The sequence below is a fragment of the Solidesulfovibrio sp. C21 genome (assembly GCF_047785625.1).
Lineage (GTDB): Bacteria > Desulfobacterota > Desulfovibrionia > Desulfovibrionales > Desulfovibrionaceae > Solidesulfovibrio.
The window spans coordinates 22,178-48,159 of record NZ_JBLODY010000003.1 but is presented as its reverse complement, the minus strand read 5'-3'; the positions used below and the strand labels follow the sequence as shown (position 1 = coordinate 48,159).

General features: G+C 66.1%; 22 protein-coding genes. 10 read left to right on the top strand and 12 right to left on the bottom strand.

Annotated features, from left to right (window positions below; genetic code table 11):
• Positions 1–49: 49 nt before the first annotated feature.
• On the bottom strand, positions 50–511 hold the full coding sequence (locus tag ACMZ6R_RS01635; RefSeq protein WP_416108998.1) for an NUDIX domain-containing protein: 462 nt from the start codon (positions 509–511) through the stop codon (positions 50–52).
• Positions 512–622: 111 nt separating this feature from the next.
• On the opposite strand from ACMZ6R_RS01635, the gene ACMZ6R_RS01630 reads away from it, so the two are divergent.
• Positions 623–1,570 carry a glycosyltransferase family 9 protein gene (locus ACMZ6R_RS01630; RefSeq protein ID WP_416108996.1) on the top strand — a complete coding sequence of 316 codons (948 nt, stop codon included), beginning with the start codon at positions 623–625 and terminating at the stop codon, positions 1,568–1,570.
• Here ACMZ6R_RS01630 and ACMZ6R_RS01625 read toward each other — a convergent pair.
• The gene (locus tag ACMZ6R_RS01625; protein WP_416108994.1) at positions 1,535–2,173 is read right to left on the bottom strand and encodes an L-threonylcarbamoyladenylate synthase; all 639 of its coding nucleotides are present in this window, start codon (positions 2,171–2,173) and stop codon (positions 1,535–1,537) included. The two genes, ACMZ6R_RS01630 and ACMZ6R_RS01625, sit on opposite strands and share 36 nt — an antisense overlap.
• 111 nt (positions 2,174–2,284) lie before the next feature.
• Between ACMZ6R_RS01625 and ACMZ6R_RS01620 the strand changes: the two genes are divergently transcribed.
• The gene (locus ACMZ6R_RS01620; RefSeq protein WP_416108992.1) at positions 2,285–3,955 is read left to right on the top strand and encodes a glycosyltransferase family 2 protein; all 1,671 of its coding nucleotides are present in this window, start codon (positions 2,285–2,287) and stop codon (positions 3,953–3,955) included.
• A gap of 51 nt (positions 3,956–4,006) precedes the next feature.
• Here ACMZ6R_RS01620 and ACMZ6R_RS01615 read toward each other — a convergent pair whose 3' ends face one another.
• Positions 4,007–4,597, bottom strand: a complete 591-nt coding sequence (locus tag ACMZ6R_RS01615) for a TrmH family RNA methyltransferase (protein WP_416108991.1) — start codon at positions 4,595–4,597, stop codon at positions 4,007–4,009.
• A 57-nt stretch (positions 4,598–4,654) separates the two neighbouring features.
• On the opposite strand from ACMZ6R_RS01615, the gene panB reads away from it, so the two are divergent.
• From panB to lgt, 3 genes are all read left to right on the top strand, one after another.
• A complete protein-coding gene (gene panB / locus ACMZ6R_RS01610) occupies positions 4,655–5,554 on the top strand; it encodes a 3-methyl-2-oxobutanoate hydroxymethyltransferase (protein WP_416108990.1) in 900 nt (299 codons plus the stop codon).
• Positions 5,555–5,588: 34 nt separating this feature from the next.
• A complete protein-coding gene (locus ACMZ6R_RS01605; RefSeq protein ID WP_416108989.1) occupies positions 5,589–6,932 on the top strand; it encodes a tetratricopeptide repeat protein in 1,344 nt (447 codons plus the stop codon).
• A gap of 68 nt (positions 6,933–7,000) precedes the next feature.
• Positions 7,001–7,801 (top strand): prolipoprotein diacylglyceryl transferase, encoded by an 801-nt coding sequence (lgt, locus tag ACMZ6R_RS01600; RefSeq protein ID WP_416109138.1) that lies wholly within the window; start codon positions 7,001–7,003, stop codon positions 7,799–7,801.
• A 186-nt stretch (positions 7,802–7,987) separates the two neighbouring features.
• Here lgt and ACMZ6R_RS01595 read toward each other — a convergent pair whose 3' ends face one another.
• The 7 genes from ACMZ6R_RS01595 to ACMZ6R_RS01565 all read right to left on the bottom strand — a co-directional run bounded on the left by ACMZ6R_RS01595 (position 7,988) and on the right by ACMZ6R_RS01565 (position 13,166).
• Positions 7,988–8,227, bottom strand: coding sequence for a hypothetical protein (locus ACMZ6R_RS01595; protein ID WP_416108987.1), 240 nt, complete (start codon positions 8,225–8,227; stop codon positions 7,988–7,990).
• Positions 8,224–9,027: a glutaminyl-peptide cyclotransferase gene (locus ACMZ6R_RS01590; RefSeq protein WP_416108985.1), complete on the bottom strand. Its 804-nt coding sequence runs from the start codon at positions 9,025–9,027 to the stop codon at positions 8,224–8,226. Before ACMZ6R_RS01590 ends, ACMZ6R_RS01595 begins: the two co-directional genes overlap by 4 nt.
• A gap of 331 nt (positions 9,028–9,358) precedes the next feature.
• On the bottom strand, positions 9,359–9,922 hold the full coding sequence (locus tag ACMZ6R_RS01585) for a hypothetical protein (protein ID WP_416108983.1): 564 nt from the start codon (positions 9,920–9,922) through the stop codon (positions 9,359–9,361).
• A 41-nt stretch (positions 9,923–9,963) separates the two neighbouring features.
• Positions 9,964–10,353 carry a hypothetical protein gene (locus ACMZ6R_RS01580; protein WP_416108982.1) on the bottom strand — a complete coding sequence of 130 codons (390 nt, stop codon included), beginning with the start codon at positions 10,351–10,353 and terminating at the stop codon, positions 9,964–9,966.
• Positions 10,354–10,562: 209 nt separating this feature from the next.
• Entirely contained in the window at positions 10,563–10,913 is a 351-nt protein-coding gene (locus ACMZ6R_RS01575) for a hypothetical protein (protein ID WP_416108981.1), read from the bottom strand.
• 4 nt (positions 10,914–10,917) lie between these two features.
• Positions 10,918–11,523 carry a hypothetical protein gene (locus ACMZ6R_RS01570; RefSeq protein WP_416108979.1) on the bottom strand — a complete coding sequence of 202 codons (606 nt, stop codon included), beginning with the start codon at positions 11,521–11,523 and terminating at the stop codon, positions 10,918–10,920.
• Positions 11,524–11,606: 83 nt separating this feature from the next.
• The gene (locus ACMZ6R_RS01565) at positions 11,607–13,166 is read right to left on the bottom strand and encodes a glycosyltransferase family 9 protein (RefSeq protein WP_416108978.1); all 1,560 of its coding nucleotides are present in this window, start codon (positions 13,164–13,166) and stop codon (positions 11,607–11,609) included.
• 257 nt (positions 13,167–13,423) lie between these two features.
• Between ACMZ6R_RS01565 and ACMZ6R_RS01560 the strand changes: the two genes are divergently transcribed.
• The 5 genes from ACMZ6R_RS01560 to ACMZ6R_RS01540 all read left to right on the top strand — a co-directional run bounded on the left by ACMZ6R_RS01560 (position 13,424) and on the right by ACMZ6R_RS01540 (position 21,460).
• Positions 13,424–14,680: a diguanylate cyclase domain-containing protein gene (locus ACMZ6R_RS01560; protein WP_416108977.1), complete on the top strand. Its 1,257-nt coding sequence runs from the start codon at positions 13,424–13,426 to the stop codon at positions 14,678–14,680.
• Positions 14,681–14,691: 11 nt separating this feature from the next.
• Complete coding sequence (gene nagZ, locus ACMZ6R_RS01555) at positions 14,692–16,410, top strand: beta-N-acetylhexosaminidase (protein WP_416108975.1); 1,719 nt, start codon at positions 14,692–14,694, stop codon at positions 16,408–16,410.
• 104 nt (positions 16,411–16,514) lie between these two features.
• Positions 16,515–18,650, top strand: a complete 2,136-nt coding sequence (locus tag ACMZ6R_RS01550; protein WP_416108973.1) for a methyl-accepting chemotaxis protein — start codon at positions 16,515–16,517, stop codon at positions 18,648–18,650.
• Positions 18,651–18,773: 123 nt separating this feature from the next.
• Complete coding sequence (locus ACMZ6R_RS01545) at positions 18,774–19,802, top strand: glycosyltransferase family protein (RefSeq protein WP_416108972.1); 1,029 nt, start codon at positions 18,774–18,776, stop codon at positions 19,800–19,802.
• The gene (locus ACMZ6R_RS01540) at positions 19,799–21,460 is read left to right on the top strand and encodes a glycosyltransferase (protein WP_416108971.1); all 1,662 of its coding nucleotides are present in this window, start codon (positions 19,799–19,801) and stop codon (positions 21,458–21,460) included. The genes ACMZ6R_RS01545 and ACMZ6R_RS01540 overlap by 4 nt, the downstream gene beginning before the upstream one ends.
• Here the strand turns inward: ACMZ6R_RS01540 and ACMZ6R_RS01535 are convergent.
• Positions 21,457–23,499 carry a PAS domain S-box protein gene (locus tag ACMZ6R_RS01535; protein WP_416108969.1) on the bottom strand — a complete coding sequence of 681 codons (2,043 nt, stop codon included), beginning with the start codon at positions 23,497–23,499 and terminating at the stop codon, positions 21,457–21,459. The two genes, ACMZ6R_RS01540 and ACMZ6R_RS01535, sit on opposite strands and share 4 nt — an antisense overlap.
• A 52-nt stretch (positions 23,500–23,551) precedes the next feature.
• The gene (priA, locus tag ACMZ6R_RS01530) at positions 23,552–25,951 is read right to left on the bottom strand and encodes a replication restart helicase PriA (RefSeq protein ID WP_416108968.1); all 2,400 of its coding nucleotides are present in this window, start codon (positions 25,949–25,951) and stop codon (positions 23,552–23,554) included.
• Positions 25,952–25,982: the final 31 nt, after the last annotated feature.

Sequence of the window (25,982 nt, the reverse complement as noted above, 5' to 3'; positions counted from 1 at the left end):
CGTGCTAGAACGGTTCGCCTCCGCCGAGAATTCCCCAGAATGCTTCAGTCTAACGCGGATTGACCCTTTTGAACAGCGCGACGTAATCACTTAGAATCCGCGCGTGGTCGAAGCACAAGGGGCTTGGCCACTGGCCGACGGGAAACACCCCGACCTCCTTGGCGTCGTCGCCGGCGGCCAGTTCGTCCGGGTCGAGGGCCTGGGCCGTGTAGACAACGCTCATGGTATGTTGTCTTGGGTCCCTGGACGGATCGGAGTAGACGCCGAGCAGCCCGGTCAGCTCGACAGTGAGTCCGGTTTCCTCCTTGGCCTCGCGCACGCAGGCGACTTCCGCCGGCTCGCCGTAATCGATGAATCCGCCGGGCAGAGCCCAGCCGAAAGGTTCGTTCAAGCGTTTGACGAGCACGATTCCGCGCCCCGGAAGATGAATGAGGGCGTCCACGGTGGGGACGGGATTGCGGTAATGCTCCACGGGCTGACCGCAATGGGGGCAAGGCTTGGTAAGGGCCATGAGGCAGCGGCTCCTGAAGGGGCCTGGGACGCTTTTTCCCGCCTTCTAAACGAAATACCGCGCAACCGGAAAAAACGGTCTCAAGCGTTTATAAAAATACGTTTTTCCAACATGTTCAAAGTACGCGAAATGCACTTCCCTGACAAGGTCGTTCTGGAACATGCCGGAGCTTTTGGAGATTTCCTTCTGGCCTGGCCCGCGTTCCTATCCCTGGCCCGGCACTTCGCCGACCGCCCGGTCCATTATGCCGTGCCGTCCGCCCACGCGCCCTGGCTGGCCCCCTTTGCCGCGCCCTGCCCGCCCGAACTGCGCCGGGGGCTCGACGCCCGCTTCGCCGGGGAGACCTGGCCACAGGCACTTGATGGCACGCTGGTCGTGCGCCTCGGCCTGGGCAGGCGTCCGAGGCTCCCGGATTGGAAGGAATTCCTCTTTCTGCAGGGCATGGCCGCCGGCCGGGACGTTTCCCCGACGAAGCTCTACCGCGAGGCGCTCACGAAGCACGGCATCGCCTTTGCCGCGGACTGGGCCGAAACGTTTCGAGCGCATTTCGGCCGCCATGCCCCGACAAGTGACACGGCGCTGCTTTTTGCCGGAGCCGGCAGCCAGGACAAGGCCTGGCCGCTGCCCCACCTGAAGTATCTGGCGGAAATGTTACGGGACCATGGCATGCGGCCGGTCTTTGTCCTGGGGCCGGTCGAGCGCGAACGCGGCATTGTCCCGGCCGGGGGCGAGATTTTCCTGCCCGACAACATGGCCGAGCTGTCCCGAGCGCTTTGCGCGGCCCGGTGCGTGGTCGGGCCGGACTGCGGCCCCATGCATCTGGCCGGGATGCACGGCGTGCCGGGGGTGGCGCTTTTCGGGCCGACGTCGCCGGCCCAGTGGGGACCTTTGGGGATGGCGATCGTCACGGCGGGGTTGCCCTGCGCGCCCTGCGCGGCCATGACGTCCGGGGATTTCGCGCCGCAGTGCCCCCGGCCGCTGCCGTGTCTGGCCGGCATCACCCCCGAAATGGTCCTCAATCGCCTAACACGGCTCGAGCGCGTACCCCGCCGCCCGTAGCGCACTGAGCGGCGTCGCGCCTTCCCGGAATATCCGCAGCCGGCGGCCGCCCAAAAGTCCGGCCACGGTGGAAGCAACCCCACCCCCGGGAGCCGGTCCCTCGGTCACGACGCCATCCGCCGCCGCCACCACCGCCGCATCGAGGGCTTCGGGAGAAGCCGCCGGCGGATTGCCGCTCACATTGGCGCTGGTGGCGACCAGCGCCCCACCGGCCAGCCGGCACAGCGCCGCCGCCGTGGGATGCGGCGTGAACCGCACCGACACCCGGCCCGCGGCGTCCTTGACCAGCGCCGGCAGTTCCTCCCGGCACGGCACCACGAGCGACAGCGGTCCCGGCCAGAACCGGCGGGCCAGATCGTCGAAATCCGCCGCCAGGGGACCGGAGGCGAATCCTTCCGGCAAGATGGCCGCGAATTGCCCCATCTCCCCCACGAGAAGCGGCAGGGGCTTGGTCGCCGGCCGGGCCTTGATGGCCACGATGCGCGCCAGGGCCGCCACCTCGGTGGCCAGCGCGCCGAGCGCGAAAAACGTCTCGGTCGGATAGACCAGACAGCCCCCGGCCATAAGCCCGCGCGCCGCCGCCGCAATATCCAGGAGGGGCATGCCGCCCGCCCCCTCCGTTGTCTGATCCGATGCTGGAATGGACATTTATCCCCCGGTTCCGTACTTCCCGGGAAAAGCTAGCACCATTGCCGCCAGGGGAAAAGAACCGCCATGTCGACCGATTTTCACGATTGGGACCTGCCGTCGCTGCCGACCCCCGGCCCGGGATTTCCGGCCGGCATCCGCCGGGCCATGCCCGTCTGGGGTCTCACCTCGCAACAGCCGGAACTGCGCCTGTCACTGTGCCGCATCCTGGCTGGCCAGCCAAATCCCGATTGCCTGGCCGCCGCCCAGGGCATGCTCGCCTGGGCCTTTCAGGAAAACCCCTTCGACGCCGCAACCGCCGCCTTTCTGGAATCGCTTCAGGACGCGCACCCGTTTTTGCCGCCCAGGACAGCCGCCCTGCTGCGCCTGACGCGCGCCGCCACGGCCTCGCCTCCGGACGATATCCACTTCGACGAACTGCGCGCCGGCGGCGACACGGAGCTTATCCTCCGCTACCTGGAACTGGCGGCCAGGGACAAGGCGCAGGCCCTTTCCCGCCTGGCCCCGGCCTTTGCCACCCTGTGCCGCCTGCCCGACGCCAACGCGGCCGCGTCCCTGCTTGCCGGCTTCGCCCCGAACCTGCCGCCCGCGCTTTTCGCCCGGCTCGCCGCCGAACTGGCCTGCCTGCGCCGGCCACCCGAAGACGCCCTGCCGCTCCTTATGGCCCTCGACCGCGAGACCTGGGGCCTCTACGCCACGGTTGCCGCCTCGCACTGCCTTTCGCGCCTCGGCGAACGCGACAAGGCGCGTGACGCCTGTCTGGCCGCGCGAAGCCGCCTGCCCCAGCACGTCAACCTGACACTACGGGCCTACGAGTTAAGCCTTCCCCACACCACGCCGCCCGTCCCGGAACCAAACGAAGCGGCCGTGTGCCTCTACTCCATGAACAAGGCGGAGCTGTTGCGCGAATGCCTGACGCATCTGGCCACGACCGACCTCGGCGGCAGCCTCGTGGCCGTGCTGGACAACGGATCGAACGACCATACCCCCGAGGTTCTGGCCGCCGTGGCCCCCCTTTTCCCCGAAGGCCGCTTCGTCTCCGTGCGCCTGCCGGTCAACATCGGTGCGCCCGGAGCCCGCAACTGGCTGCTCGCCCTGCCCGAAGTCGCCGCCTGCCGCAACGTGGCCTTCCTCGACGACGACGCCTTCCCCGAAGCCGACTGGCTATCCCGGCTCCTCGAAAAAGCCCGCGAAGTCCCCGACGCCGGAGCCATCGGCTGCGCCATCGTGGATACGGACGCGCCAAACGACCACCAGTCCGCCGACTTCAATCTCTTTCCCCCGGAGATGGGCGCGCAAAGCCTGCCCGAGACCAACGAACGCCTGTTCGTGTGCGAGCCCTGCCGGGGCGCGCCGGACATAAGCCTTTTCGCCTACACCCGGCCCTGCCTGTCCGTGTCCGGCTGCTGCCACCTGCTCCCCCGCCCGGCCCTCGACGCGGTAGGCGGCTTCGACATCGGCTACAACCCCACCCAGTTCGACGACCTCGACCGCGATATCCGCTGCTTCCTGGCCAACCATCCCGCGCTCTACACCGGGGCCGTCCGCGTGGGGCACAAACAAGGCTCCAGCCTCGCCCTGGCCAAGACGCAAGCCCAGGTGGCGCATATCGTCGGCAACAAGATCAAACTCGAATACACCGTGTCCGACCCCGACGCCGACCGCCTTTGTCGCGAGAATTTGCAGGGATTGATGCGGGATCTGGACAAGAAGGACGCGGCCCTGGCATCAGGCTAGGCGAGGCGAGGCTTGAGAGACAGGGGCGGAGCCCCAGAGAGTCCGGTCGCCTTACTTCTGCTCCCAGGCGGCGGCGAGACGGTCGAATTCGTCGGGCGGCAGACAGGGCGCGTCATAGCAGCCGGCGGCAAGGCGCTGGCGGAAGCCTTCGTAGAGGATGACGGCGGCGGCCACGGACACATTGAGACTTTGCACCATGCCCTGCATCGGGATATAAAGCGCTCCGTCCACGTAGGGGGCGAGTTCTTCGTCCACGCCCCGGTGCTCGTTGCCGAGGATGATGGCGACCTTGCCTGTCAGGTCCCATTCCTGAAGCGGCCGGGCCGTCTCGGAAAAACTGGTGGCCAGCAGGACGAATCCTTGGCCTTTGAGGGAGGAGGCCAGGGATGCGGCGTCGGGATGGCGTATGGTTTCCACCCATTTCTTGGCTGATCCGGACGATTTTTTCCCCAGCGCCGGGAAGGCCGTATCGGTATAGAGCAGATGCACGCGATGGATGCCGAAGGCGTCGCAACTTCGTAATATGGCCGACACGTTGTGCGGATCGTGGATGTTGTTTATGACCAGGGTCAGGTCGGTCTGCCGTCTGGCCAGAACGTCCCTGATGCGTTCGGCCCGGCGTTCGGTGATGCAGGTTCGCATGGCCGTGCCACATAGGCTAAAGATCGCGCCGGCGCAAGAACGGAGGCTTTTGCTGCTATGACCAGGATGACTGCTCCGGCTGTTGTCGCCGCCAAGGGCGTGCGCAAGCTGCCGATGTTGACCGCGTATGACTATGCCGCCGCCCGGCTGGCCGAGGCTGCCGGCATCGATCTTCTTTTGGTCGGCGATTCGCTGGCCATGGTGGTGCTCGGCCACGAAGACACCTTGTCCGTGACCATGGAGGAGATGCTCCACCATGTACGAGCCGTGTCGCGCGGCGCGCAAAAGGCGCTGGTCATCGCCGACATGCCGTTCATGTCCTATCAGACCTCGGTTTCCGAGGCCGTGACCAATGCCGGGCGTTTCCTCAAAGAGGGGCGCGCCGGGGCGGTCAAACTCGAGGGCGGGCGCGAGGTGGCGCCGCAGGTACGGGCCATGGTGGCCGCCGGCATTCCGGTGTTCGGGCATGTGGGGCTCACGCCGCAACATGTGGCGGCACTTGGCGGTTTCAAGGTGCAGTCGAAAACGGCCAAGGACGCCGCCGAACTGTTTGCCGACGCCATGGCCTTGGCCGAGGCCGGTTGTTCCGGAGTGGTGCTGGAGTGCATTCCCGCGCCGGTGGCTGCCGCCGTGACCAAGGCCTTGCCCGTGCCGACCATCGGCATCGGGGCCGGGCCGGACTGTGACGGCCAGGTGTTGGTCTTCCATGACGTCCTGGGCCTCTACGATCGGATACATCCAAAATTCGTCAAGCAATATGCCGCGTTAGGGAAGTCAGCCGTGGATGCGTTGACGCAGTACGCCCAAGCGGTTACCAAGGGGACTTTTCCGGGACCGGAGCATGTTTTTTCCATGGCTCCGGAGGCGTGTGACGCCTTCCTTTCCATGATTGCCGCCGCGGCGTCCGAGGAAACCACGGACCAAAGCGATCCAAAGCAACCCGCAAGCAACCCGTGATCGCCTCGCGCGGACTTTTTTGCATGAGCAGTACATGAAAAACAACCAGTTCGATGATGACGTCAGGGAATTCGTCCTTTTATTCAATGGCGTATTCCTTATCGTCAGCAACGATGCACTCTTCAATAAAAATCTTCGCGCCACGCTTCTGCGTCATCTCAGCATCAAGCAAGAATGCGTCTACAACGCCGCGACAGTTGAATCGCTCCACAAAGAGGTCAAGGCGCTCCGTTCAAAGAGCAACAAGGTTCTGCTTTTTATCGAGCGGGAGCTCAACGGCCGCAACATGGCGGACCTTATCCGCTACATCAAGACGGACTACAACAACGAAATTTATGTCGTTGTCCTGACCACGGAAGTGGAACGGGACAAGCTGGTCCTGCTCCACGAACTTGGCGCGGACAACATCATCACCAAGCCCATTTCCCCGGACACCCTGGTGGAAAAGATCGCCTTCACGGTCAAGCCGCGCGGCCAACTCGGCGAGCTCATGGACCAGGGACGGCAAAGCCTGGAGATGGGCAATCCCCTGGAAGCCGCCAAGATCGCCAAGCAGGTCCTGGAAATAAAGGCCAACAGCCCGTCGGGGCTGCTGCTCATGGGCGACGCGTTGCGCGAAATGGGCAAGCGCGACGAGGCGCTTCGAGCCTATACCCAGGCGGAAAAAGGCGCCCGCCTGTTCCTGGACCCGCTTAAGAAAATCGCCGCCCTGCACCACGAGGAAGGCAACACGGTCGAGGAACTCAAGTTCCTGGAACGCCTGGACAAGCTCTCACCGCTCAATGTCGACCGCAAGGTGGACATCGGCGCGGGCTACGTGAAGCTCGGCGACAACGACAAGGCCAAGGCCGCCTTCGACCAGGCCGTGCGCATCGCCACCAAGGAAGCCCTGGATGGGTTAAGCCGCGTCACGCAGCTCATCGCCGCGCGTTGCATGGACGCCGCGCCGGAACTCTCCGAGCAGTATCTGCGCCAGACGCTCAACACGCGCAAGAACATGCTCGACCGCTCGGACATCGAGACGTTCAACCGCCTCGGGCTCATGCTGCGACGCCAGGGCAAATGGCAGGAGGCCATCGCCGAGTACCGCCGGGCGCTCAAGATTTCTCCGGAAGACGCCGGGCTCTTTTACAACATTTCCATGGCCTTCACCGAAGGCAAGCAATACATCGAGGCCTACCAGCACCTGGATCGGGCGCTTTCGCTCAATGCCGACCTGTGGCGCACCAACGAAGCAATCTGCTACAATATCGCCACGGTCTACCGGCGCTACGGCAAAAAGGACCAGGCGGTCGGCTATCTGAAAAAGGCCCTGGGCATCAATCCGAATTACGCCAAGGCCCAAACCCTGCTCCAGGAAATCGGCTCCGCCATTTGACGCCGCCCCCCGGGCAGGCGCTCCATCCCCGCACCGCAACCGGCGTTCCCGCCAAGGCACCTTTCGCCATGCTCGCCTATCCCCACTTCGATCCCGTTGCCCTGCAGCTTGGGCCCTTAAGCATCCGCTGGTACGGGCTCATGTATCTCATCGGCTTCTGCGCCGCCTGGCTGCTCGGCCGCTACCGGGCCAAGCGGCCCGATTCGGGCTGGACGGGGATCATGGTCGACGACCTGATCACCTATTCGGTGCTCGGCGTGGTCATCGGCGGCCGGGTGGGCTACGAGCTTTTCTACGACCTGCCCGATTTCCTGGCCAACCCGCTGAACCTGTTCAAGGTCTGGGAAGGGGGGATGTCCTTCCACGGCGGTTTTCTGGGCATGGCCGTGGTCATCTGGTTTTTGGGCAAGAAAACCGGCAAGGGCTTCTGGGGCGTGGCCGATTTCACCGCGCCGCTGATCCCGCTCGGCATCCTGGCCGGACGCATCGGCAATTTCATCAACGGCGAGCTGTGGGGCAAGGTCACGGACCTGCCCTGGGGCATGGTCTTTCTCGACCCCCGGGCCGGAGACCTGCCACGCCATCCCTCCCAACTCTACGAGGCCAGCCTGGAAGGGCTGGCGCTTTTTTGCATCGTATGGTTCTACTCGGCCAAAAAACGCAAGACCGGCGCGGTGTCCGGCGCCTTCTGCCTGTGGTACGGCATCTTCCGCTTCGCCGTGGAGTTCGTGCGGGTGCCTGACCCGCAGCTCGGCTACCTGGCCTTCGGCTGGCTGACCATGGGCCAGATACTCAGCATCCCGGTCATCGCCTGCGGCATCTGGCTGCTCTGGCTGCGCCCGGTGCCGAAAAAGAGCGTTGAAAAATGAACCTGGGGGGAAACCTTTCTGAAGAAAGGTTCTCCCCCCAGGCCCCCTTTCCAAAGACTTTTATCAATAACAGCTTGTTATCGATAACGGATCGATACAGTGAAAAAGTTTAGGAAGGGGAGAGCGCGAGAGGGGAGAACCCTTTGCAAAAGGGTTTCCCCTCTCGCACGTTCTTCTCCCCTCTTCCTACTCTCTGTTCAACGGGATAAGCACGAATTCGCCGCACAGGTCGTCGGCCAGGGTTTCCGGCCAGATAGCCACGTAGGTTTTGCCCCGGGCCTGTTCCACCGGCACGCTGGCCGGCGCGGGCGCGTGGCGTTTGCAATAGCCCCATTCCCCGGAAGTCATCTCCTCGGGGGGACAATAACGGTGTTCGGGGGGAATGGGCCCTTTCCAAAACCGGCACATCCGGCACTTCTGCTTCATGGTTGTCGCCCGGTCCCGCCGGGTTGTCCGAACGGCAGCCCCGGGACCTTGATTTCAAATATTTTGGGCCAATGCTTGCCCGTCACCCAAATCCGCCCCGTGGCCGGATCGCAGGCTATGCCATTGAGGACGTCGTCAGGGCTGGTTCCGGTTACACCAGCGGCCAGGGCGGCGCAGTCCACCCAGGCAAGCACCTTGCCCGAAGCCGGGTCGACCACCGCGATGCGCGTATCGCCCCAGACATTGGCCCACACCATGCCGCCAATGGCCTCCAGCTCGTTTAAACGCAGGACGGGATCACCGTCGTCGGTCACGGACACGGTCCGGCGCAGGGCCATGGTTTCGGGATCGTAAAAAAAGAGCTTGTCCGACCCGTCGCTGACGACCAAGTCCTGCCCCAGCAGGCAGGCCCCCCAGCCTTCGGTGGCTAGCGGCAGTTCGCGCAGGGGCGCAAGATCGGACAGCCGGGACACGAACACCCGCCCCTCCCGCCAGGTCAGCTGGTACAGATGATCGCCGACAAGGGCCAGTCCCTCGCCGAAATAGGGCGCGGACAAGGCGCGTCGGGACAGCACCCTGCCCGTGGCCGGATCGAGCCGCCGCAGGGACGACTGGCCGTAGAGCCCGGTGCTTTCGTAAAGCGCGCCGCCGTGAAAAAGCAGCCCCTGGGTGAACGCGCCCGGATCGTGGGGCACAGCCGCCACGATTTGAGCGGGAAAAACCGGCGCGCCGGCCAGGGCCGGACCGGCCGACAGCACGGCCCAAAGCAACAGAAGCGCCACGCGGATCGCGGTCGGCATCCTGGCCGGCCGAGGGGATGGGGCCGCAACCGGATCACGTTTGCGGCAATTGCCGTCTTTTCTTATCATGCAAGGAAGTTAGCATCCCCGGTCGGGGCTGGCAAGAATGGCCCGGGCGACACAAAGGGCTTTACATGGCGGAAATTTCCAGACATAGTTCACCCCATGAACGATACCCTGCTTTTCATCGGCGTCATGGTTGTCTGGTTCCTGATCGTCCGGGTCGTCTTCCCCAAGCTCGGCATACGGGGGTGAGGCATCGACACGGGGTGCGGTTCGCGCCCCAAGCCCCCGCGCAAGCCGGACAATCCGGACAAGGACGCCGGATCGCCTAAAAACTGATCTTGAGGCCGACATTGCCGCCCAGGCTGTCGAGCCCATTGCCCGAAAACGATCCCATGTGCTGGAAGCGGCCGGCCGCCTTGAGGCTCACATCCTTGCCGAGCGCCACGGAGCCGCCGAGGTCGGCCTGGCCCATGCCGTTTTGCGTGTCGCCGTTGTAGGGCAGTGGCTTGTCGGAAAAAACACCGCCGCCGCCGCCGCCGACGAACAGCGTTCCCTTGTTCGTGCGCATGAAGTCCCAGCGGGCCATGGCCGCCACGCTCGTGGCATTGGCGGTTTCGTTCGTGGTGGCTTCGCCCAGCACGGTCCGGGTCTTTTTCTGCTGGTCCACCGCATAGCCCTGTCCCTCGGCCTCCAGGGCCACGCCATCCATGACGTAGTGGCCGGCCGCGCCGCCGTAGGTGCCGACCGTGTTGACGTTGGGATTGGTGGTTCCGTAGACGCCGCCACGGGGTTCAACATAGGTGGTGCCCTGGGTATATTCCCGGGCCGGGGCGGTCCCGGCCCCAAACAGCAGGACACAGGCGGCAAGGGTTATGACGTGGCGCTTCATGGCGCTCCTCCTTGTCTTTCCCCGGTCGCTGCGACCGGGAATCAATGCATCAGGGACTTGACGCCGATCGACTTGCGCGCGGACGAGATAGGCTGTTCCCGCTCCAGGATGACGGCCGTGCCGTAGCAGGAGAAATAGCGCGAGCCGTCGGGGTGGAAGGCCACGTTCTCCTGATAGCCGATGATGGCGTCGGCGCCGATGTCGATGGCGCTGGCAGTCAGGCCGTAAAAGGCGCACTCGGAGTCGAAGCCGCGGCCGCTGACGAGCCCCAGCACCTTGCGGACCTTGCGGCCTTCCATGCCCGGCGTGGTCACGACGGGAAACTTGCCGGAGAAAAACATCTCCTTGGCATTCTTGAGTCGCGCGCCCTTCTTGAGTTCCTCGTGACGCCCCCCACGGCTCTTTTTGTCGCCGCCGAAAAGTGAAAGCATGCCGTCCTCCTTTGCGCGCGCGCCCGGCCGAATTGGCCGGGCATTTCCCGCTTTCCGTTTCTCTAGCAAGGAGCTTGCCAATAATTTTATTAAATCATTCCAGAACATTCAAAAGGATAATAACCGATTTGTCAAAGTTCTGACGCCATCATGCGCAAAAAAAAGCCGGACCCGAAGGCCCGGCTCAAAAAGTGCCAGAGGGGGCACGATCAACCAGCCTTGTCCAGATATCGCCGCACGGCCGGATTGGGGCGCACGCTGGAGCGGTAGCCGGAGAGGCGCTGGTTTTCCTGCTTGGCCCGTTGCAGGTCGGTCTGGAGTTCGGCGTGCAGGCGCCTGGCTTCGACGGTCAGCTGGCCTTGCAGGTTCTTGAGCTTCAGCAGCTTGTCCCGAAGCTGGGCAATGCCATCCGGGTCGGTGGAACGCCAAGCCATTTCCAGCAACTGGCCACGATCTTTGGCCAGCGCCTCCGCCTCCTCGATTTCGCCGGCAAGAAGGCAATGCAGCTCGCGTTCGCCGGCAACCAATGCCGCTTCGAGATATTCAAGCTTGTCGGACATGGCGTTATTCCTCGCGGAGCCCCCGGAAGTTCTCCTGCAATTCTGCGGTGACGGCCTTCCAGCGGGTCATGGCCGGGATGAATTCGTATTCAAGCAGGTCGGCGAGCAAAATCCAGTCCTCGTTCTCGAGCACTTCCATCATCTCGGAGAACAGGTTGGAAATCTCGTCGGCGGACGCTTCGAACGAACCGGAGCCCTTGGCCAGGGACTCGCCGCGCAACACCCCTATCATGTTGAGAAAATCGCGGGTGACATCCATCAGATCCTGATAGACCTCCAGGGCCTCGGCATCCTCGGCCTGGCGGAACAGGTCGGCCACGCGCCGGGCGCCGCGGTCCATGAGCACCACCACCTTGTCGAGCTCGGTGGCGATATCCAGGGCCATGCTGACCACGGGCACGCTCTTGACCTCGACCGAAGTGATCTCCTCGGCCTCGATGTCCTCGGCCTGATGGGGATAAATTTCGGAAAAGCTTTCATTGTTGACGAGAACGTCCGTGACGACGCGCCCTTCCAGTTCGCCGCCATCCATGATCTGGAGCAGAATTTCCTCGAGGTTGTGGAACTCTTTGATCTCCATGCTGGTCGTCCGGCCATCAACGCTTATCATGTCGTGCCTCCCTCTGGAGTTGTTGTCTGAGGGAAAGGATTTCCATTCCCGCTGCTTCTCTTACAACAACCATGCCAGAGGGATCAGGCGCTCCCGAGGCAGGCGGCCATGGCCGCGATACAGTCGCCGTAGCGCCGGATGCGGGCCAGCAGTCCGGGCAGGTCCGGCGGGGCCTGCTGGGCCTCCTGCATCCACAGCCGGCCGAGCACGCCAAGCTCCGGCGATGCCGTCCACAGGCCGCTTAAGCGGTCCCAGCCGGCCAGAAAGCGGGACTTCATGGCCTGGTTTCGGGCCGACAGCCCGGCCTGTCCTTCCAGCAGCCGCAGCAGGTCGGCGGATTGCCCAAGCAGTGTCAGCACCCCCTCGCGCCGTGCCGTGGGCAGGGAAAAAAACTCCGGCTCCGGTCCCGGCCCGGCAAACGCCTCTTCGTCAAGGAATTGGCGCAACACCCGCCGCAACAGCCGCAGCCACACCGCCCGGGGCTCGGCGTCATGGCCGGACAGGGAACGCATGTCCATGAATCCCTGGGCATCGAGGGCCGACAGCCAGGCCCTGGCCCCGGGATAGGCTCCGGCCGGAAAAGCCCCCTGCTCCAGAAAGGCGGCTACGGCAGCAAACACCGTTTGCGAACCGATGGCTGTCAGGCAGGCGTTGGCGCTCGGGCAGGGCCGGCCGAACGGGCAGGGATGGCAGGGCATGTCGGGTTCCAGACACAGGCAGCCTTCCCGGTAGGGGCCGGTATCGAAGGGTTGGGCCGTGGCCAGGAAAATGGCGACCGAGGGCACGTCGCAGCCGGCAGCCAGATGCAAGGTGCCGGTGTCGTTGGAAACGAGCAGCCGGAGGCGGCAAACGACGGCGGCCAGGGTCGGCAGGTCGGTGGCCCCGATCAGATTCACGAAGGGACTGCCGGCAAGCTCCCCGTAGCGCACCCCGAGTTCGCGTTCCCCGGACGCGCCGAGGAGGACCGGCACGGCCCGAAACCGCTCCCACAACCGGTCCCCCACCCCGGCGAAAGCGGCCACGGGCCACTGTCGGGCGACGGCGCTGGCCCCGAGCTGGAAGCCCACGAAAAAAGCCGCCTCCTCCGGCGCGGCCCCGGCCAGCCGCTCCCCGGCCGCGTCCAGGGCCTGCCGCGACGGCCGGGCCAGGGCAAACCGGCCCGGACCGATGCCCACTCCGGCGGCCTTGCGGAACAGGTCCACGACATTAAAAGGACTCACACCCCGGCTGGCCGAAGATGCTTCCAGAAAGGTGGCCCAGGGCGAGGATTCGTGGCGATACCCCAGGGGATCGAGGCCAAATCCCCGCACGGCGTCGCCGCAAAGCCGCCTGGCGAGCAGCCGCGCGGCCAGGGCCGGGGTCAGGTTGACAACCACCTCGGGAGCGAACTCCCGGACCGCCCGGTCGGTGAATTCGGCCACGGCGGCCAGGGCCTTGTGCCAGTCCCCGTCAAGCCCGGCCAGAATGCGGCCGCCGGGCAGGGGCAGAATCGTCGCGGCCTGGGGCAACAGCGCCGCCGCCCCGGCAAAGTTTTCCAGGCAGGCCACCCCGATCTCGTGGCCCTGGCCGGCCAGTTCGGCCAGGGCGGGCTGGGATTGGAGCAAATCGCCGAAACGCGTCAGATTCAGCAACAAAATCCTCATAATAGCTCCACGATATGGCAATAGGCCAGCGGTATGCAGAAGCCATGCGCGCGGGGAACCCCCTTGAGACCGGCCCCCCTCCTTTTCCGCACGCCCCTTCCCAACCTTTTCCATGTAAGGATGTTAGAGTCATACCTTTCATAAAACCGTCTTTGGAAATAGTGGTTTCGGGGTCCTCACACGGCTTGTTGGCCCCTCGTGAAGATGGTATTCCGGGCAACATCAAGGTAATTACCGGCCGCTGCGGCCCCTAGCCTATGAACAATTCTCTCGCAGACGACGACCCCACCTCCGGCATCCTGGAGTTGCAGCGTTTTCTTCCGGAAGGCAAGCAAGAGGATTTGCGCTGCCTGCTGGAGGCCCTCGCCGCCTCCCGGCTGGCCCTTGATCGGGAAAAAGCCGACTTGGCCGCCGCCCTTGGCCAGGTCGGACAGGAAAGGGACCGGCTGCGGGAACGGCTGCGCCGCATGGAAGCCCATCTGGGGCTGCTCCAGGACATCTTCCGCGTCAACGACCAGGCGTTTTCCACTTTCCGCGCCGCCCTGACCCTGTCCCGGCAGTTGCGCCGGCTGGCCGACCTGCCGGATGTCGTGGCCGAACTCGGCCGGGTCATGGGGGTGCGGGCGCTTTCCTGCCTGCTGGTCGGCGAAGACTTCGAGACCTACGTGCCCCCGGGCTATCCCTGCCCGTCCCGGCAGGCCCTTGGCGAGGCGCTGGCCTGCCTGCCCGAGGCTTCCCGGGACAGGCGCATCCATGTGGGCGCGGTCAAGGATCTCGTCCGGCCGGACTTTTTCTTCGCCCCGGCCGATTTGGACGCCTGCCCGGAACTGCTTGCCGGCTCGTGCTTCATCGCGGCGCTCCATGACAAATACCATTGCGGCCGCGTCATCGGCGCGCTCTCCCTGGCCGATGCGGCCCCCGACCGGTACACACCCGAAAAAGGCACCGATTTCCTGGAGCATTTCTGCGAAGTTTTGGCCGGCGATCTGTTGCACGTCAAGATCCACGAGGAACTCACGCGCCAGCGCGACATCGACGAGTTGACCGGCATCCCCAACCGGGCCTCCCTGCGCCGCAACGCCCCGGCGCTCCTCAGTCTGGCCGAACGCAAGGGATCGCCGGCGGCGCTGCTTTTTTGCGACCTCGACCGCTTCAAGGCGGTCAACGACCTCCATGGCCACGAAACCGGCGACGCGGTGCTGCGCGACGTGGCCCGGGGCATGGCCGGCCGGGTGCGGGCCTACGACCTGCTGGCCAGACTTGGCGGCGACGAATTCGTGGTGCTCATGCCGGACGCCGGCCCCCAGGAAGCGACGATCATGGCCAAACGCCTGCGGGCCTGCGTGGCCCAGGTGGCCCGGGACCGGGGGCTTTCCGGGGTACCCGGCCTTTCGGTCTCCATCGGCGTGGCCCTTCTCGCCCCGGGCCTGACCATCGACGACCTCGTGCGCCAGGCCGACGCGGCCATGTACGCGGACAAGCGCGCTGACGCCAACATCAAAAAAACGGAATAATCCACCTCCCCATGCCAATCCTCTCCCGCCGCCGCATCACCGTTTGTTTCATCCTCCTGGCCCTGACGCTTCCTTGCCGCGAGGCGCGGGCCGCGTCCGAAACGTCCCGGCTCCTGGCCGCCATGAGCCTGGAGGAAAAGGTCGGCCAGATCTTCATGCTCTGGTTCAAGGGGCCGGTCGCTTCCGAGGACGCCGCCACGCTCATCCGCGACCACCATGTCGGCGGGCTGATCCTCTACGCCACGGCGGGCAACATCGAATCCCCGGACCAAGTGGCGCGTCTGACAGCCGACATGCAGGCGGCGGCTGCCGCCTCGGGCCATGGCGTGGGGGTGCTTGTGGGCGTGGACCAGGAGGGCGGGCCGGTGGCGCGCCTGCGCCAGGGATTCACCGTCTTTCCGAGCCAGATGGCCCAGGCGGCAACGGGCCGGGCCGACCTGGCCCGGCGGGCCGCCGCGGCCACGGCCCGGGAGCTTGCGGCCGTCGGCATAAACGTCGATTTCGCGCCCGTGGCCGACGTCAACATCAATCCCGCCAACCCGGTCATCGGCATCCGCTCCTTCGGCTCCGACCCGGCCACGGCGGCCCGGTTCGCGGCCGCAGCCACGACCGGCTACCGCAACGCCGGGGTCATCTGCACGCCCAAACACTTTCCCGGCCACGGCGACACCTCCGTGGATTCCCATGTCGGCCTGCCCCGGGTGGATCACGACCTAAGGACGCTCGACCGGGTGGATTTCCCGCCGTTTCGGGCGGCGCTGGCCGCCGGAGCCCCGGCCGTGATGACGGCCCATGTCCTGGCTCCGGCCCTGGAGCCCCAGGGACTGCCCGCCACGCTGTCCCGGCGGGTACTCGGGGGCTGGCTTCGCGGCCGCATGGGTTTTTCGGGAGTGATCTTCACCGATTCCCTGGGCATGGGAGCGGTGGCCGACACCTGGGGCACGGCCGAGGCCGCCGTTTTGGCCCTCGAGGCCGGAGCCGACATCCTGCTTGTCGGCGCGGACGCGGGACGCCCGGCCTCCGAGCGCTTGCTGGCCATGGACGCCGTGATCCAGGCCATACGTTCGGGCCGGGTGCCGGCCAAACGCCTGGACGCGGCGGTTGCCCGCGTGCTGCGCCTCAAGGAACGCTACGGCCTGCTGGCCGCCTCCCGGCTGGCCGAGCCCCGGCCGGAAGCGGCCCGGCGCACCGACACGCCGCAAAACATCGCCCTGGCCAAGTGCATCGCCGTGCGCGCCCTGACAGCGTTCGGCCCGACCAAACCGGCCCTGCCGGCGACGCGCAACGCCTCGACCCTCATCGTACGACCGCGTCTTGGCCGCGAGGCCATCGATGCCCTGGCCGAAGCCGGCATCGACGCCTGGAGCGGCCCGCGCGCGCTTTTTTTGGCGCCCGATCCGGACGCGACCGCCATCGCCCAGGCCGAAGCGGCGGCGAAACAGGCCGGCAAGGTGATCCTGCTCGCCACGAACGCCCGCAAATATCCGGGCCAGCGGCGGCTGGCCGAAAGTCTCGCCCAGGCCGCTCCCGGACGGCTGGTCCTCGTCGCCGCCGAATCGCCCTACGATCTGCCCCTGCTGCCCCGGGCCGCGGCCCGACTGGCCATTTACGGCGAGACGCCGGCCGGCATGGCCGCCTTGGGAGAAGCGCTTTTCACGACGCAACTCTTCGGCGGACGCTGTCCGGCCTCCGTAGCGCCGGCCGGGCCGATGTTAGTATCTACAAAATAAAACCTTTATTTTCATAAGGTTAAATCTATACATATCACACCCATAACGTTGACCTTTCCCGGGGAATGGTTTTTGATCCCGTAAAAAGGTTTTGGAGCGTCATTATGAGCAACAGCAACCGCCCATACAACCCAGGTTTCCTTTGCCTCCCCCTGGGCGCTCTCTTCGCCGTCTGCGTCATCGGGTCCACCCTGCTCGGCAACCTCATCGTCGCCGTCGTCCTGGCCATTGTCGGCCTGATCGTCGCATGGCTCGCGACAAGCCGCATCAATGGTCCCCTCGGCAAGCTGCATGACGGCCTGTTCCGGGTCAATAACGACCCCAGGACATTTTTCCTGGACGAAGTGCTCTCCTGGGAAAAGTTAGGTCCCATTGGCGAGGAGATAAGCAAGGCGCTCGCGTTCAACATGCTGCGCCGGGAATACTACCGCGGCGCCATCACCGGCGTCGGCACGCCCTTTTTCATCTGCAACAAGGAAGGCCGCATCACCCACGCCAGCAATACCCTGGCCGACCTGCTCCACAAAAAACACGAGGCCATCATCGGCAAGACCGTCAGCCAGTCCTTTTACAACAAGGACGGTGTGTCGCTGACGGAAAAAGCTCTCCAGACGGGCAAATCCGAACATGCCGAGCGCGACCTCACCCTGTGGGACGGCCGCGTGATCGCCTGCCAGCTTTCCGTCGACTGCTTTCACGGCGTGCGCAACGACCTTCTCGGCGCGGTGACCTGCATCACCGACCAGTCCATCCTGCACACCAAGCAGCAGGAACTCGAACGCTCGCAAGCCGATTTGCACAACCTCGGCGGCGACATCAACGAGCTGGCCCAGCGCGTGGCCTCGGCCTCGGAAGAGCTTTCCGCCTCCTCCGACGAACAGGCCCGGGGCGCGCAACAGCAAAAAGGCCAGTCCGACGCCGTGGCCACGGCCATGGAGGAAATGACGGCCACGGTCATGGAAGTGGCCAAGAATGCGTCCAAGACCTCGGAAGCCGCCGACAGCGCCAACGAGGCGGCGGAAACCGGCGCCGTCGAGGTGCGCGAGGCCGTGACCGGCATCAAGGCCGTGGCCGAGTCCGCCGGCAAGCTCGGCCAAGTGGTGACGGCCCTGGACGGCCAGGCCGCCGAGATCGGCCGCATCATCGGCGTCATCAACGACATTGCCGACCAGACGAACCTGCTGGCCTTAAACGCCGCTATCGAAGCGGCCCGGGCCGGCGAGGCCGGACGGGGATTCGCGGTTGTGGCCGACGAGGTCCGAAAGCTGGCCGAAAAAACCATGACCGCCACCAAGGAAGTGGAAAAGTCCATCCACCAGATCCAGGAAGGCTCGCGCCATGCCGTGGACTCCATGCAGGAGACCGACGCGCGCGTGGCCACGAGCACCGACGCCACCCACAAGGCCGGCCAGGCGCTGGAGCGCATCATGGAGCGCATCCACGAAGTGACCGGGCAGGTGAGCCAGATCGCCACGGCGGCCGAGCAGCAGTCCGCCGCCGCCGAAGAGATCAACCACAATATCGAAGTCATCGCCCATGTGGCGGCCGAGGCCGACGAGGGCGCGTCCCAGACCGCCCAGGCCACCCGCGAGCTGGCCGAACTGGCCCAATCCCTCCTGACCCTGGCCGGCACCTTCGCCGACCGCCACGAAGAGGACCTGCGGTTGCGGGCTTCCGCGGGCAACATGAAGGGCATCCTGCCCAAGCTCATGCAGGAATTCATCACCGAGCAGTACGGCGAGGCGGTGTACGGCGCCATGCAGGAAGATATGGGGCATCCCACCTTCCTGCCGACCCAGAACTATCCCGACCAGGTCCTGCGCCAGATGGCGGAATTCGTGTCCGCCAAAGCCGGCGTCTCGGTCAAGGACCTCTTCCTCGCCATGGGCCGCTACACCATAAAAGGTTTCCACCGCATGTACCCCCGGTATTTCAAGGCCCGGAACCTCAAGGACTTCTACCTGACCATGAACGACACCCACACCCGGCTGACCAAGGACATGCCCGGACTGGAGCCGCCGAAGTTCACCTACGAGGAAAAGGGCGCGACGCTTGTCATGACCTACCACTCGCGGCGCGGCTACCCGGAATACTACGAGGGCATCCTGCGCGGCGCGGCCGAGTACTTCAAGGAGCCGGTCACCATCACCGTTTCGACCGGCGACAAGCATACGGTGCGGGCCGAGATCGCCTTTGCCTCCCTGCCCGCCGGCGGCGCCCGCAAGGCCCTGGCTTCCTGAACCTCCCAGGCGCCGGCGGATGGCTGCACGCCTCCGCCGGCGTCCCGTCCCCGCGTTTCCCTTCCAAAAGTGGTGCCCATGGCATAGGAATCCTGTCATGTTTTCCATATGGTCCAAGCCGCCATGTCCCTGACCCTCGCCGCCTACAGCTTCGACGACCCGGCCTCGGCCTGCGCCCGGCTGCGGCTGTATGACCCGGCGGCGACACTGGGCTGCGCCGTGCGCCTGCTGCCCGGAGCCATCCCCGACGGCCCCGGCCACCATCTGCGCCTGGATATCCTCCCCCAGGCGGACGTCATCCTGATCCAGCGCTATTTCCCGAGCCCGGACACGGCCGGCATCCTGGAAGCCCTTTTCGCCTCGGGCAAGCCGGTCGTCTACGACACCGACGACGACTGGACCGCGCTCGGGGCCGAACACCCTTTTGCCCCGGCCATGGCGAAACGTCTGCCCCACATCCTGGAAACGGCCCGCCGGGCCCGACGGATCACGGTCACGACGGCGCGGCTGGCGGAGGTCTTCGCCGCCATCAATCCCCGGGTAACGATCGTGCCCAACTTCCTGCCCGACACCCTGTGGCGGCCGACCGCCCCGCCGGACCGGCCGGTTGTCGCCGTGGGCCTTGCGGCAACAGCCTCCCACGAACCGGACATCGCCCCCCTGCTGCCGGTTTTGGCCGCCCTCGCCGGGGAACTGGCCGGAAAGCTCCGATTCGTCTTCTTCGGCTGCGCCCCGGACGCCGCCCGTTTCCCCGGCGCGACCACGCTGCCGTTGCATCCGGACTACGCGGCCTACGCGAACCGGCTGCCGCGACTTGGCTGCGGCATCGGTCTGGCCCCGCTTGCCGACACGGCCTTTAACCGGGCCAAAAGCCCGATCAAGTGGATGGAATACGCCCTGTGCGGCATGGCCGGGATTTTCGCCGACCTGCCGCCGTATCGCGACGTGGTGGAACAGGAAAAAACCGGCCTGCTCGTCGGCCCGGACCCGGCAGACTGGGGCAAGGCCGTGCGCCGGCTGGTCCTCGATGCCCCCCTGCGCCGGGCTCTGGCCGCAAACGCCCAGGAAACCGTCATGGCCCGGCACATGCTTGCCGGCAATGCCGCCGCCTTCCTGCGCGCCTGGACCCGGGCCGTCACGGAGACGCCATGAAGCCCCTGCCCGACTGGCTTGCGGCGGAATTTCCCGCCCCTTTTGCGGATATGCTGTTGGCCGGAACCGTCGGCCGCGACCATCTGCTGCGCGCCGCAGCCCTGGCCGGGGCCGTGGCCGGGCAGGCCCAAGGCCCGGCGCGGGAAGCGTGGCTGCGCCGCCGCCTGGGGCTTCTGGCCGCCGCGTTCGAGGAAGACAGCCTGCACGGCCTGACGGCCGCCGCCCTGGCCCAGGCCCTTGCCGAGGCCGACACCCCGGCCGAGCCGGCTTTCGCCGCCGTGCTTGAGACCCTGGCGCGCGAGTTCCGGATTCCGGAGAACACGGCCTATTACCAGCGCCTTTCGGCCGCCGGCGACGCCCGGCGCATCGAGGCCTACCTGGAAAACGAATGCCGGGGCCGTTTTGGTCTTTTCTGGCTGCACGTGGCCCTGCGGCGGGACATTTTAACGAGGGATTTCGACCGGGGATTGGCGCGCATCGCCTTGGCGATGCCCGAAGCGCTTGCGCCGCTTGCCGACAAGCTGCGGGCCGATCTGGCCCTGCTCGCCGGCCGGCCGGATACGGCGCTTGGCCTCTACGAACGCTCCCTGGCCCAGGCTCCCCGGCCGCTCGGGCGCTTTCGGGCCGGCCTAGCCGCCTGGGCGGCGGGCGAGAGGGAGGCGGCCAAGGCGCATTTCGCGGCGACGCTTGCGGCCCTGCCCGAACACGTGTCCGCCGCACTGGCCCTTTTTGATCTGGTGACGGGCCGGGACAAGGCCACGGCCCCCGTCCCGCCCTCCGTGGCCATCGCGCTTTACACCTACAACAAGGCCGTCGATCTGGACGCCACCCTGACCTCGCTTTTCGCCTCGGCCATCGGGCAGGCCCGGGTGGTCGTGCTCGACAACGCCTCGTCCGACCAAACCTCCGACGTGCTCGCCGCCTGGGCGGACAGGATCGGAGACGAGCGCTTCTCGACCATCCGGCTGCCGGTCAATATCGGCGCGCCGGCCGCCCGCAACTGGCTGGCCGCCGATGCGCGCGTCGGGGAAGCGGATTTCGTCGCCTATCTCGACGACGACGTGGACCTGCCGGAGGACTGGCTGCCACGGCTTTTCGCCGCCGCCCGGGCCTACCCCGAGGCCGGCGTCTGGGGCTGCCGGGTGGCCGACGCGGGCAATCCGGCCGTAGCCCAGGGCATCGGGGCCATGCTCGTTGCGGGAGAAACGCACGCCGGCGAGACGGCCCTGCCCTGGTTTGGCGATCCCCATGCCGAAAGCTTCGATTTCGGGGCCTTTTCCCATCTGCGGCCGTGCCTGTCGGTCATGGGCTGCTGCCATCTCTTTCGCGGCGAGCGGCTGCGCGCGGCCGGCGGCTTCGACATCCGTTATTCCCCGTCCCAGTATGACGACGTGGACCATGACCTGCGCCTGGCCCTGTCCGGACGACCGCCGGTCTATCAAGGCCATCTGGTCGTCGGCCACAGGCGCCCGGCTCCGGTATTCGCCCCGCCCCGGCCGGACCAACTCGCCGGCGGCGAGGCCAACCGGCACAAGCTTCTGGCCAAGCATCGGGAGCAGTTTGCCAGGCTCGCGGACATCATGCGGCAAAGCGCGCGCGAGGACCTGATCGCCAAATGGCGGGAACTGCCCGATGTGGCCGGGATGGCGCGGCCTTAGCCGAGGTTGTCGCCCAGGGAAAAGCCCAGTCGGAAGACCGAGCCGGGGGAGGCGGGACCAAAGGTCAGCACCCCGCGCAGCTGGCGCGTGAGTTGCACGACGAGCTGCATGCCAAGGGATTTGACCGCGTCGGGATGGAAATTGGGCGGCAGGCCCACGCCATCGTCCTCCACCACGGCCTGTACCTGATCACCCTCCCGGGCCACCGTCAGACGGATGTTCCCCTCCGTGCGATCGGCAAAGGCGTGTTTGACGGCGTTGGTCACCAACTCGTTGATGATGAGCCCGAACGGGATGGCCTTGTCCAAGGTGACACGGCATTCGGCCAGGTTCAGGGCGAAGCCGATGCTTTTTTGCCCGCGCAGCGACTGGACAACCTTGGGCACCAGACGCTCCAGATACTCCTTGAGGTCCACCCGGGCCAGATCGCCGGAACGGTAGAGTTCCTCGTGAATGAGCGCCATGGTGGCGATGCGGTTGCGGCTTTCCTCGAAAATATCCTGTACGGCCGGGTCCTCGATGGCGTCTTTCTGCAGAAAGAGCAGGCTGGAAATGATTTGCAGGTTGTTCTTGACCCGGTGGTGCACTTCCTTGAGCAGCACTTCCTTTTCCAGAAGCGAATCGCGCAACTGCCGCTCCCGGATCTTGTCCCGGGTCACGTCGCGGATGACGCCGACGATAAAGCGCCCCCCCGAGGCATCGACAAAAAGACCCTTGCGCGTGACCAGGGTATGCGAATGCCCCTCCTTGTCGGTGAACTGCTCCTCGAAAAGGTCCTCGCCACCCGACTCCAAGACCATGTTGTCGCGGGCAATAAATACATCCGCCTCTTCCCGGGCCACGAAATCGTGGTCCGTCGCGCCGACGATCACATCCGACGACTGGCCGAGCATGGCGCAAAGCGCCCCGTTGACCAGCACGAACCGGTGTTCCTTGTCCTTGACGAAGACAGGGTCGGGAATGGCTTCCACGAGCATCCCCAAAAACTCGCGGGAATGGCGCAGCTCGGCTTCCACGGCCCGGCGCTCGGTGAGGTCGCGCAACACCCCCACCAGCCCCAGGAAAACGCCCCCGGCATCGAAATAGGGCCGCACCACCGCTTCCGCCCAGACCGTCCCGCCGTCCTTGCGACGAAGCTCCAGTTCCAACCGGCTGACAAAGTTAGGGTCGACCGTATCGCCGTTCAAGAGTTGTTCCGCCGCCTGGCGGACCCGGGCGGCCGATGCGGGCGTCATCATCTGCTCGATGGTTTCGGCCATGGCCTCCTGGACGCTTATTCCCCGAAGCCGCCGAATCGAAGGACTGACGTAGGTCGGGCGTTGATGCGGGTCCAAGGTGAAAATGACGTCGTGGGAATTTTCGGCCAGCAGACGGTAGGTGAGGTCGCGCTCCCGCAGAGCGCGCTCCATGCTTTTGCGGCGCGAGATATCGCGCACGAACACCAACGCCCCGGCCGTGGTCTCGAGCGCGAACGGCACGGCGGCCACCTCCACCTCGATGGGGGTGCCGTCCAGCCGCAGATAGCGCTGTTCCCGAAGCCGGGCCGGCGCCTGAAGCAGCACATTTTGCCGCATGCGCCCGGCGGCGGCATCCTGGGAATCCTCGTGCACGAAGGCCAGGACGTCCCGTCCCACGATCTCCTCGGGGCTTGCCGCGCCGAAGAGTTTGGCGGCTTCCGGATTGGCGAAAACGAAACGCTCGCCGTCGTGGATGAGAATGGCATCCGGCGCGCTCTCCACCACCAGCCGGTACTGCTCCCGGCTTTCGCGCAGTTCGTGTTCCTTGCGCCGGTAGGCGACCACATGGCGATGCAGGAGGAGAAACAGAAGAAACGAGGTGACAAGGACAATGGCCGGCCCGTTAAACGACGTCACCCGCTGCAACAGGTCCGGATCGTCACGGAAAAACATGGAGGCCAGACGGTTGGAGAAAACGACCCACAGGAGACTGATCAGCAAATAGACCAGGGCGATCCGGGCGGGTCTCAGGCTGACCAGCCCTCCCGGGTCGTCCCGATCGTTTCGTCGCGTCGTGCCCATCCGCCCACCTTGTTGACGAAAGCGCGTTGAAACCGCCCCTCTGCATCGTCGGTTACAGCATGTCCACCGGGTCGAGATCCAGGGTGAACCGCATCTTGACCGCGCCGGCAAGGACCTTCCGACCGGCGGCAAATACGCGGCGCACACACGGCCAGTCCGGAGATTTGAGCAGGCAGTGAAAGCGCCTGCGCCCGGCAACCAAGGCCAGCGGCGCCGGAGCCGGTCCCAGCACCCGGACCCCGAGCGGCGTGGCGGCCTGGCGCATGGCCTCGCCCACGGCGGCGACGGCGGCAAAACCTGCCTCCCACTCCCGGGGAAAGCTCAGGCGCGCGAGTCCCAACCGGGTGAATGGAGGATAGCACAGGCGCTTGCGCCGGGAAAGCTCCAGCTCGAAAAAACCTTCGAAATCACCGCGAACCACGAACTGGAAAAAGGGGTCGTCGGGCATGCGCGTCTGGATGAGCACGCGTCCCGGCCGGTCTCCCCGGCCCGCCCGGCCGGCCAACTGGGTCAGCAGTTGGAAGGTCCGCTCCGAAGCGCGGTAATCGGGCAGGTTGCGCCCGAGATCGGCATCGGCCGCGATCACCAAGGTCACGTCCGGAAAATGGTGCCCCTTGGAAAGCATCTGGGTGCCGACCAGCACCTGGGCCCGGCCCGAGGCGAAATCGGCCAGAATGGCCTCGGCCCGCTCGGGCCGTCGGGCGATGTCCTTGTCGAGCCGGGCCACCTCGGTTCCGGCCGGCAGGACGCCGGCCAGCTGTTCCTCGAGCATCTCCGCGCCGACGCCCATGGGCAGAAAGCTGGCCCCGCCGCAAACAGGGCACGGCGCGGGATGGGGCCGGCTGTGACCGCAATAGTGGCACACCAGCCGCTCCCGATCCTTGTGGTAGGTGAGCGACAGATCGCAGTGGGGACAGCGCACCGGGGCCTCGCAGTCGAGGCAGAATAAAAGTGGCGCATAGCCCCGGCGATTGAGGAGAATCATGGCCTGGTCGCCATCGGCCACAGTTTCGGCCAGGGCGGCGGCGGCGCTGTCGGTCAAGACGCCCACCCGGTCGCCGGTTTCGCGCTGCCCGGCCACGGACGTGAGCTTCGGCGCCCCGCGCATGTCCACCAACTCAATGGCCGGCATGCCGCCGCCGCCAATACGGGAGGGCAGGCGCACCATGGGCACATGGCCCTCCCGGGCGGCGTGGAAGGTCTTGACGTCCGGCGTGGCCGAGCCAAGCACCAAAAGCGCCCCGGCCCGGCCGGCCCGGAAAAAGGCCACTTCCTTGGCCTGGTACGGCAGCCGGTCCTCCTGCTTGAACGCGCCGTCATGTTCCTCGTCGAGGACGATCAGCCCGATGTCGCGAAGCGGCAGAAAAAGCGCCGAGCGCGTGCCGACAACAAGCAGCGGCGCATCGTCTCCGCCGCAACGGCGAAAGGCGTGCTCGCGCGCGGCCGGCGGCTGGTAGCCATGGTAGAGCAGGGGTGGACAGCCCGGAAAGGCTCCGGCCGCGGCACGGTGCAGCCGGGCGGCCAAGGCTACTTCCGGGGCCAGAAGCAGCACCCGCCGCCCCCGGGCCAGCGCCTTGGCGGCAAGCTCCATGTACAGGCGCGTTTTGCCGCTGCCGGTCACGCCGAACACCAGCCGCGCCGCGCCGTCCGGAGCATCGAACACCGGGGCCAGGCTTTCGAGGGCGGCCGCCTGGGCGGCGGTCAGCGGCGGCATGGCGGCCAGGGACGTATCCCTGCCCCCGGGCTCGGTCGGCCTGACCACGCAGTCCGCAGGGGCGGCCCCATCGTCGAGGCGCACCAAATCCAGGCCCACCAGCCGGCGCAGGACGGTGAGGGTATCCGGGCCGATTTTTTTTTTGAGGTCGGAAAGTGGCATGGGGCCGGCATCGCAAAGCGCGTCAAGGACCGCGATCTGTCTGGCCGCGCCGGGACGCACCGGCCAGGGCGGATCAGCGGAAAGCGCGCACAGCGGGTCGGCCGCTTCCTCGGCCAACCGGCAGCCCATGGCCCCCTTCCGCCAAGCCGCGACCAGTCCGGCCCGGGCCGCCGGGGCAAGCCGGGAAAGAGCCTTGGCCGCCATGCGCCGGGGCAGGCCGGATTCAGTCACCTCGAAGACCACCTGGGCCGTGCGCATGCCGCGCGGCAGCAGCGTGCCCAGAATGCGGCCGGGCTCGGCCATGTGCCGGCTGGCCAGGTTTTTCACCAGCTCCAGATAGCCGGCGTCGCAGGCGGGGCGGCGCTCCAAAGGCCACAGCACCGGCCGCAGGCGCACGCCTTCGGGCGGCGTGACCCCGACCTCCCAGACCACGCCGGCCCGCAGCATGCCGGCCACCGGCACAAGCAAGCATAGCCCCACGGGGAAATCCTCCGGGGCGAAGCCGTCCGGCACGGTATAGGTCAGGATGGCATAGGGCGGGGCCGTCAGGGCGACGGCCAAGGTGGCGGCAGTCATGGGACACACGCAAATCGCCCGGGAGGCACGC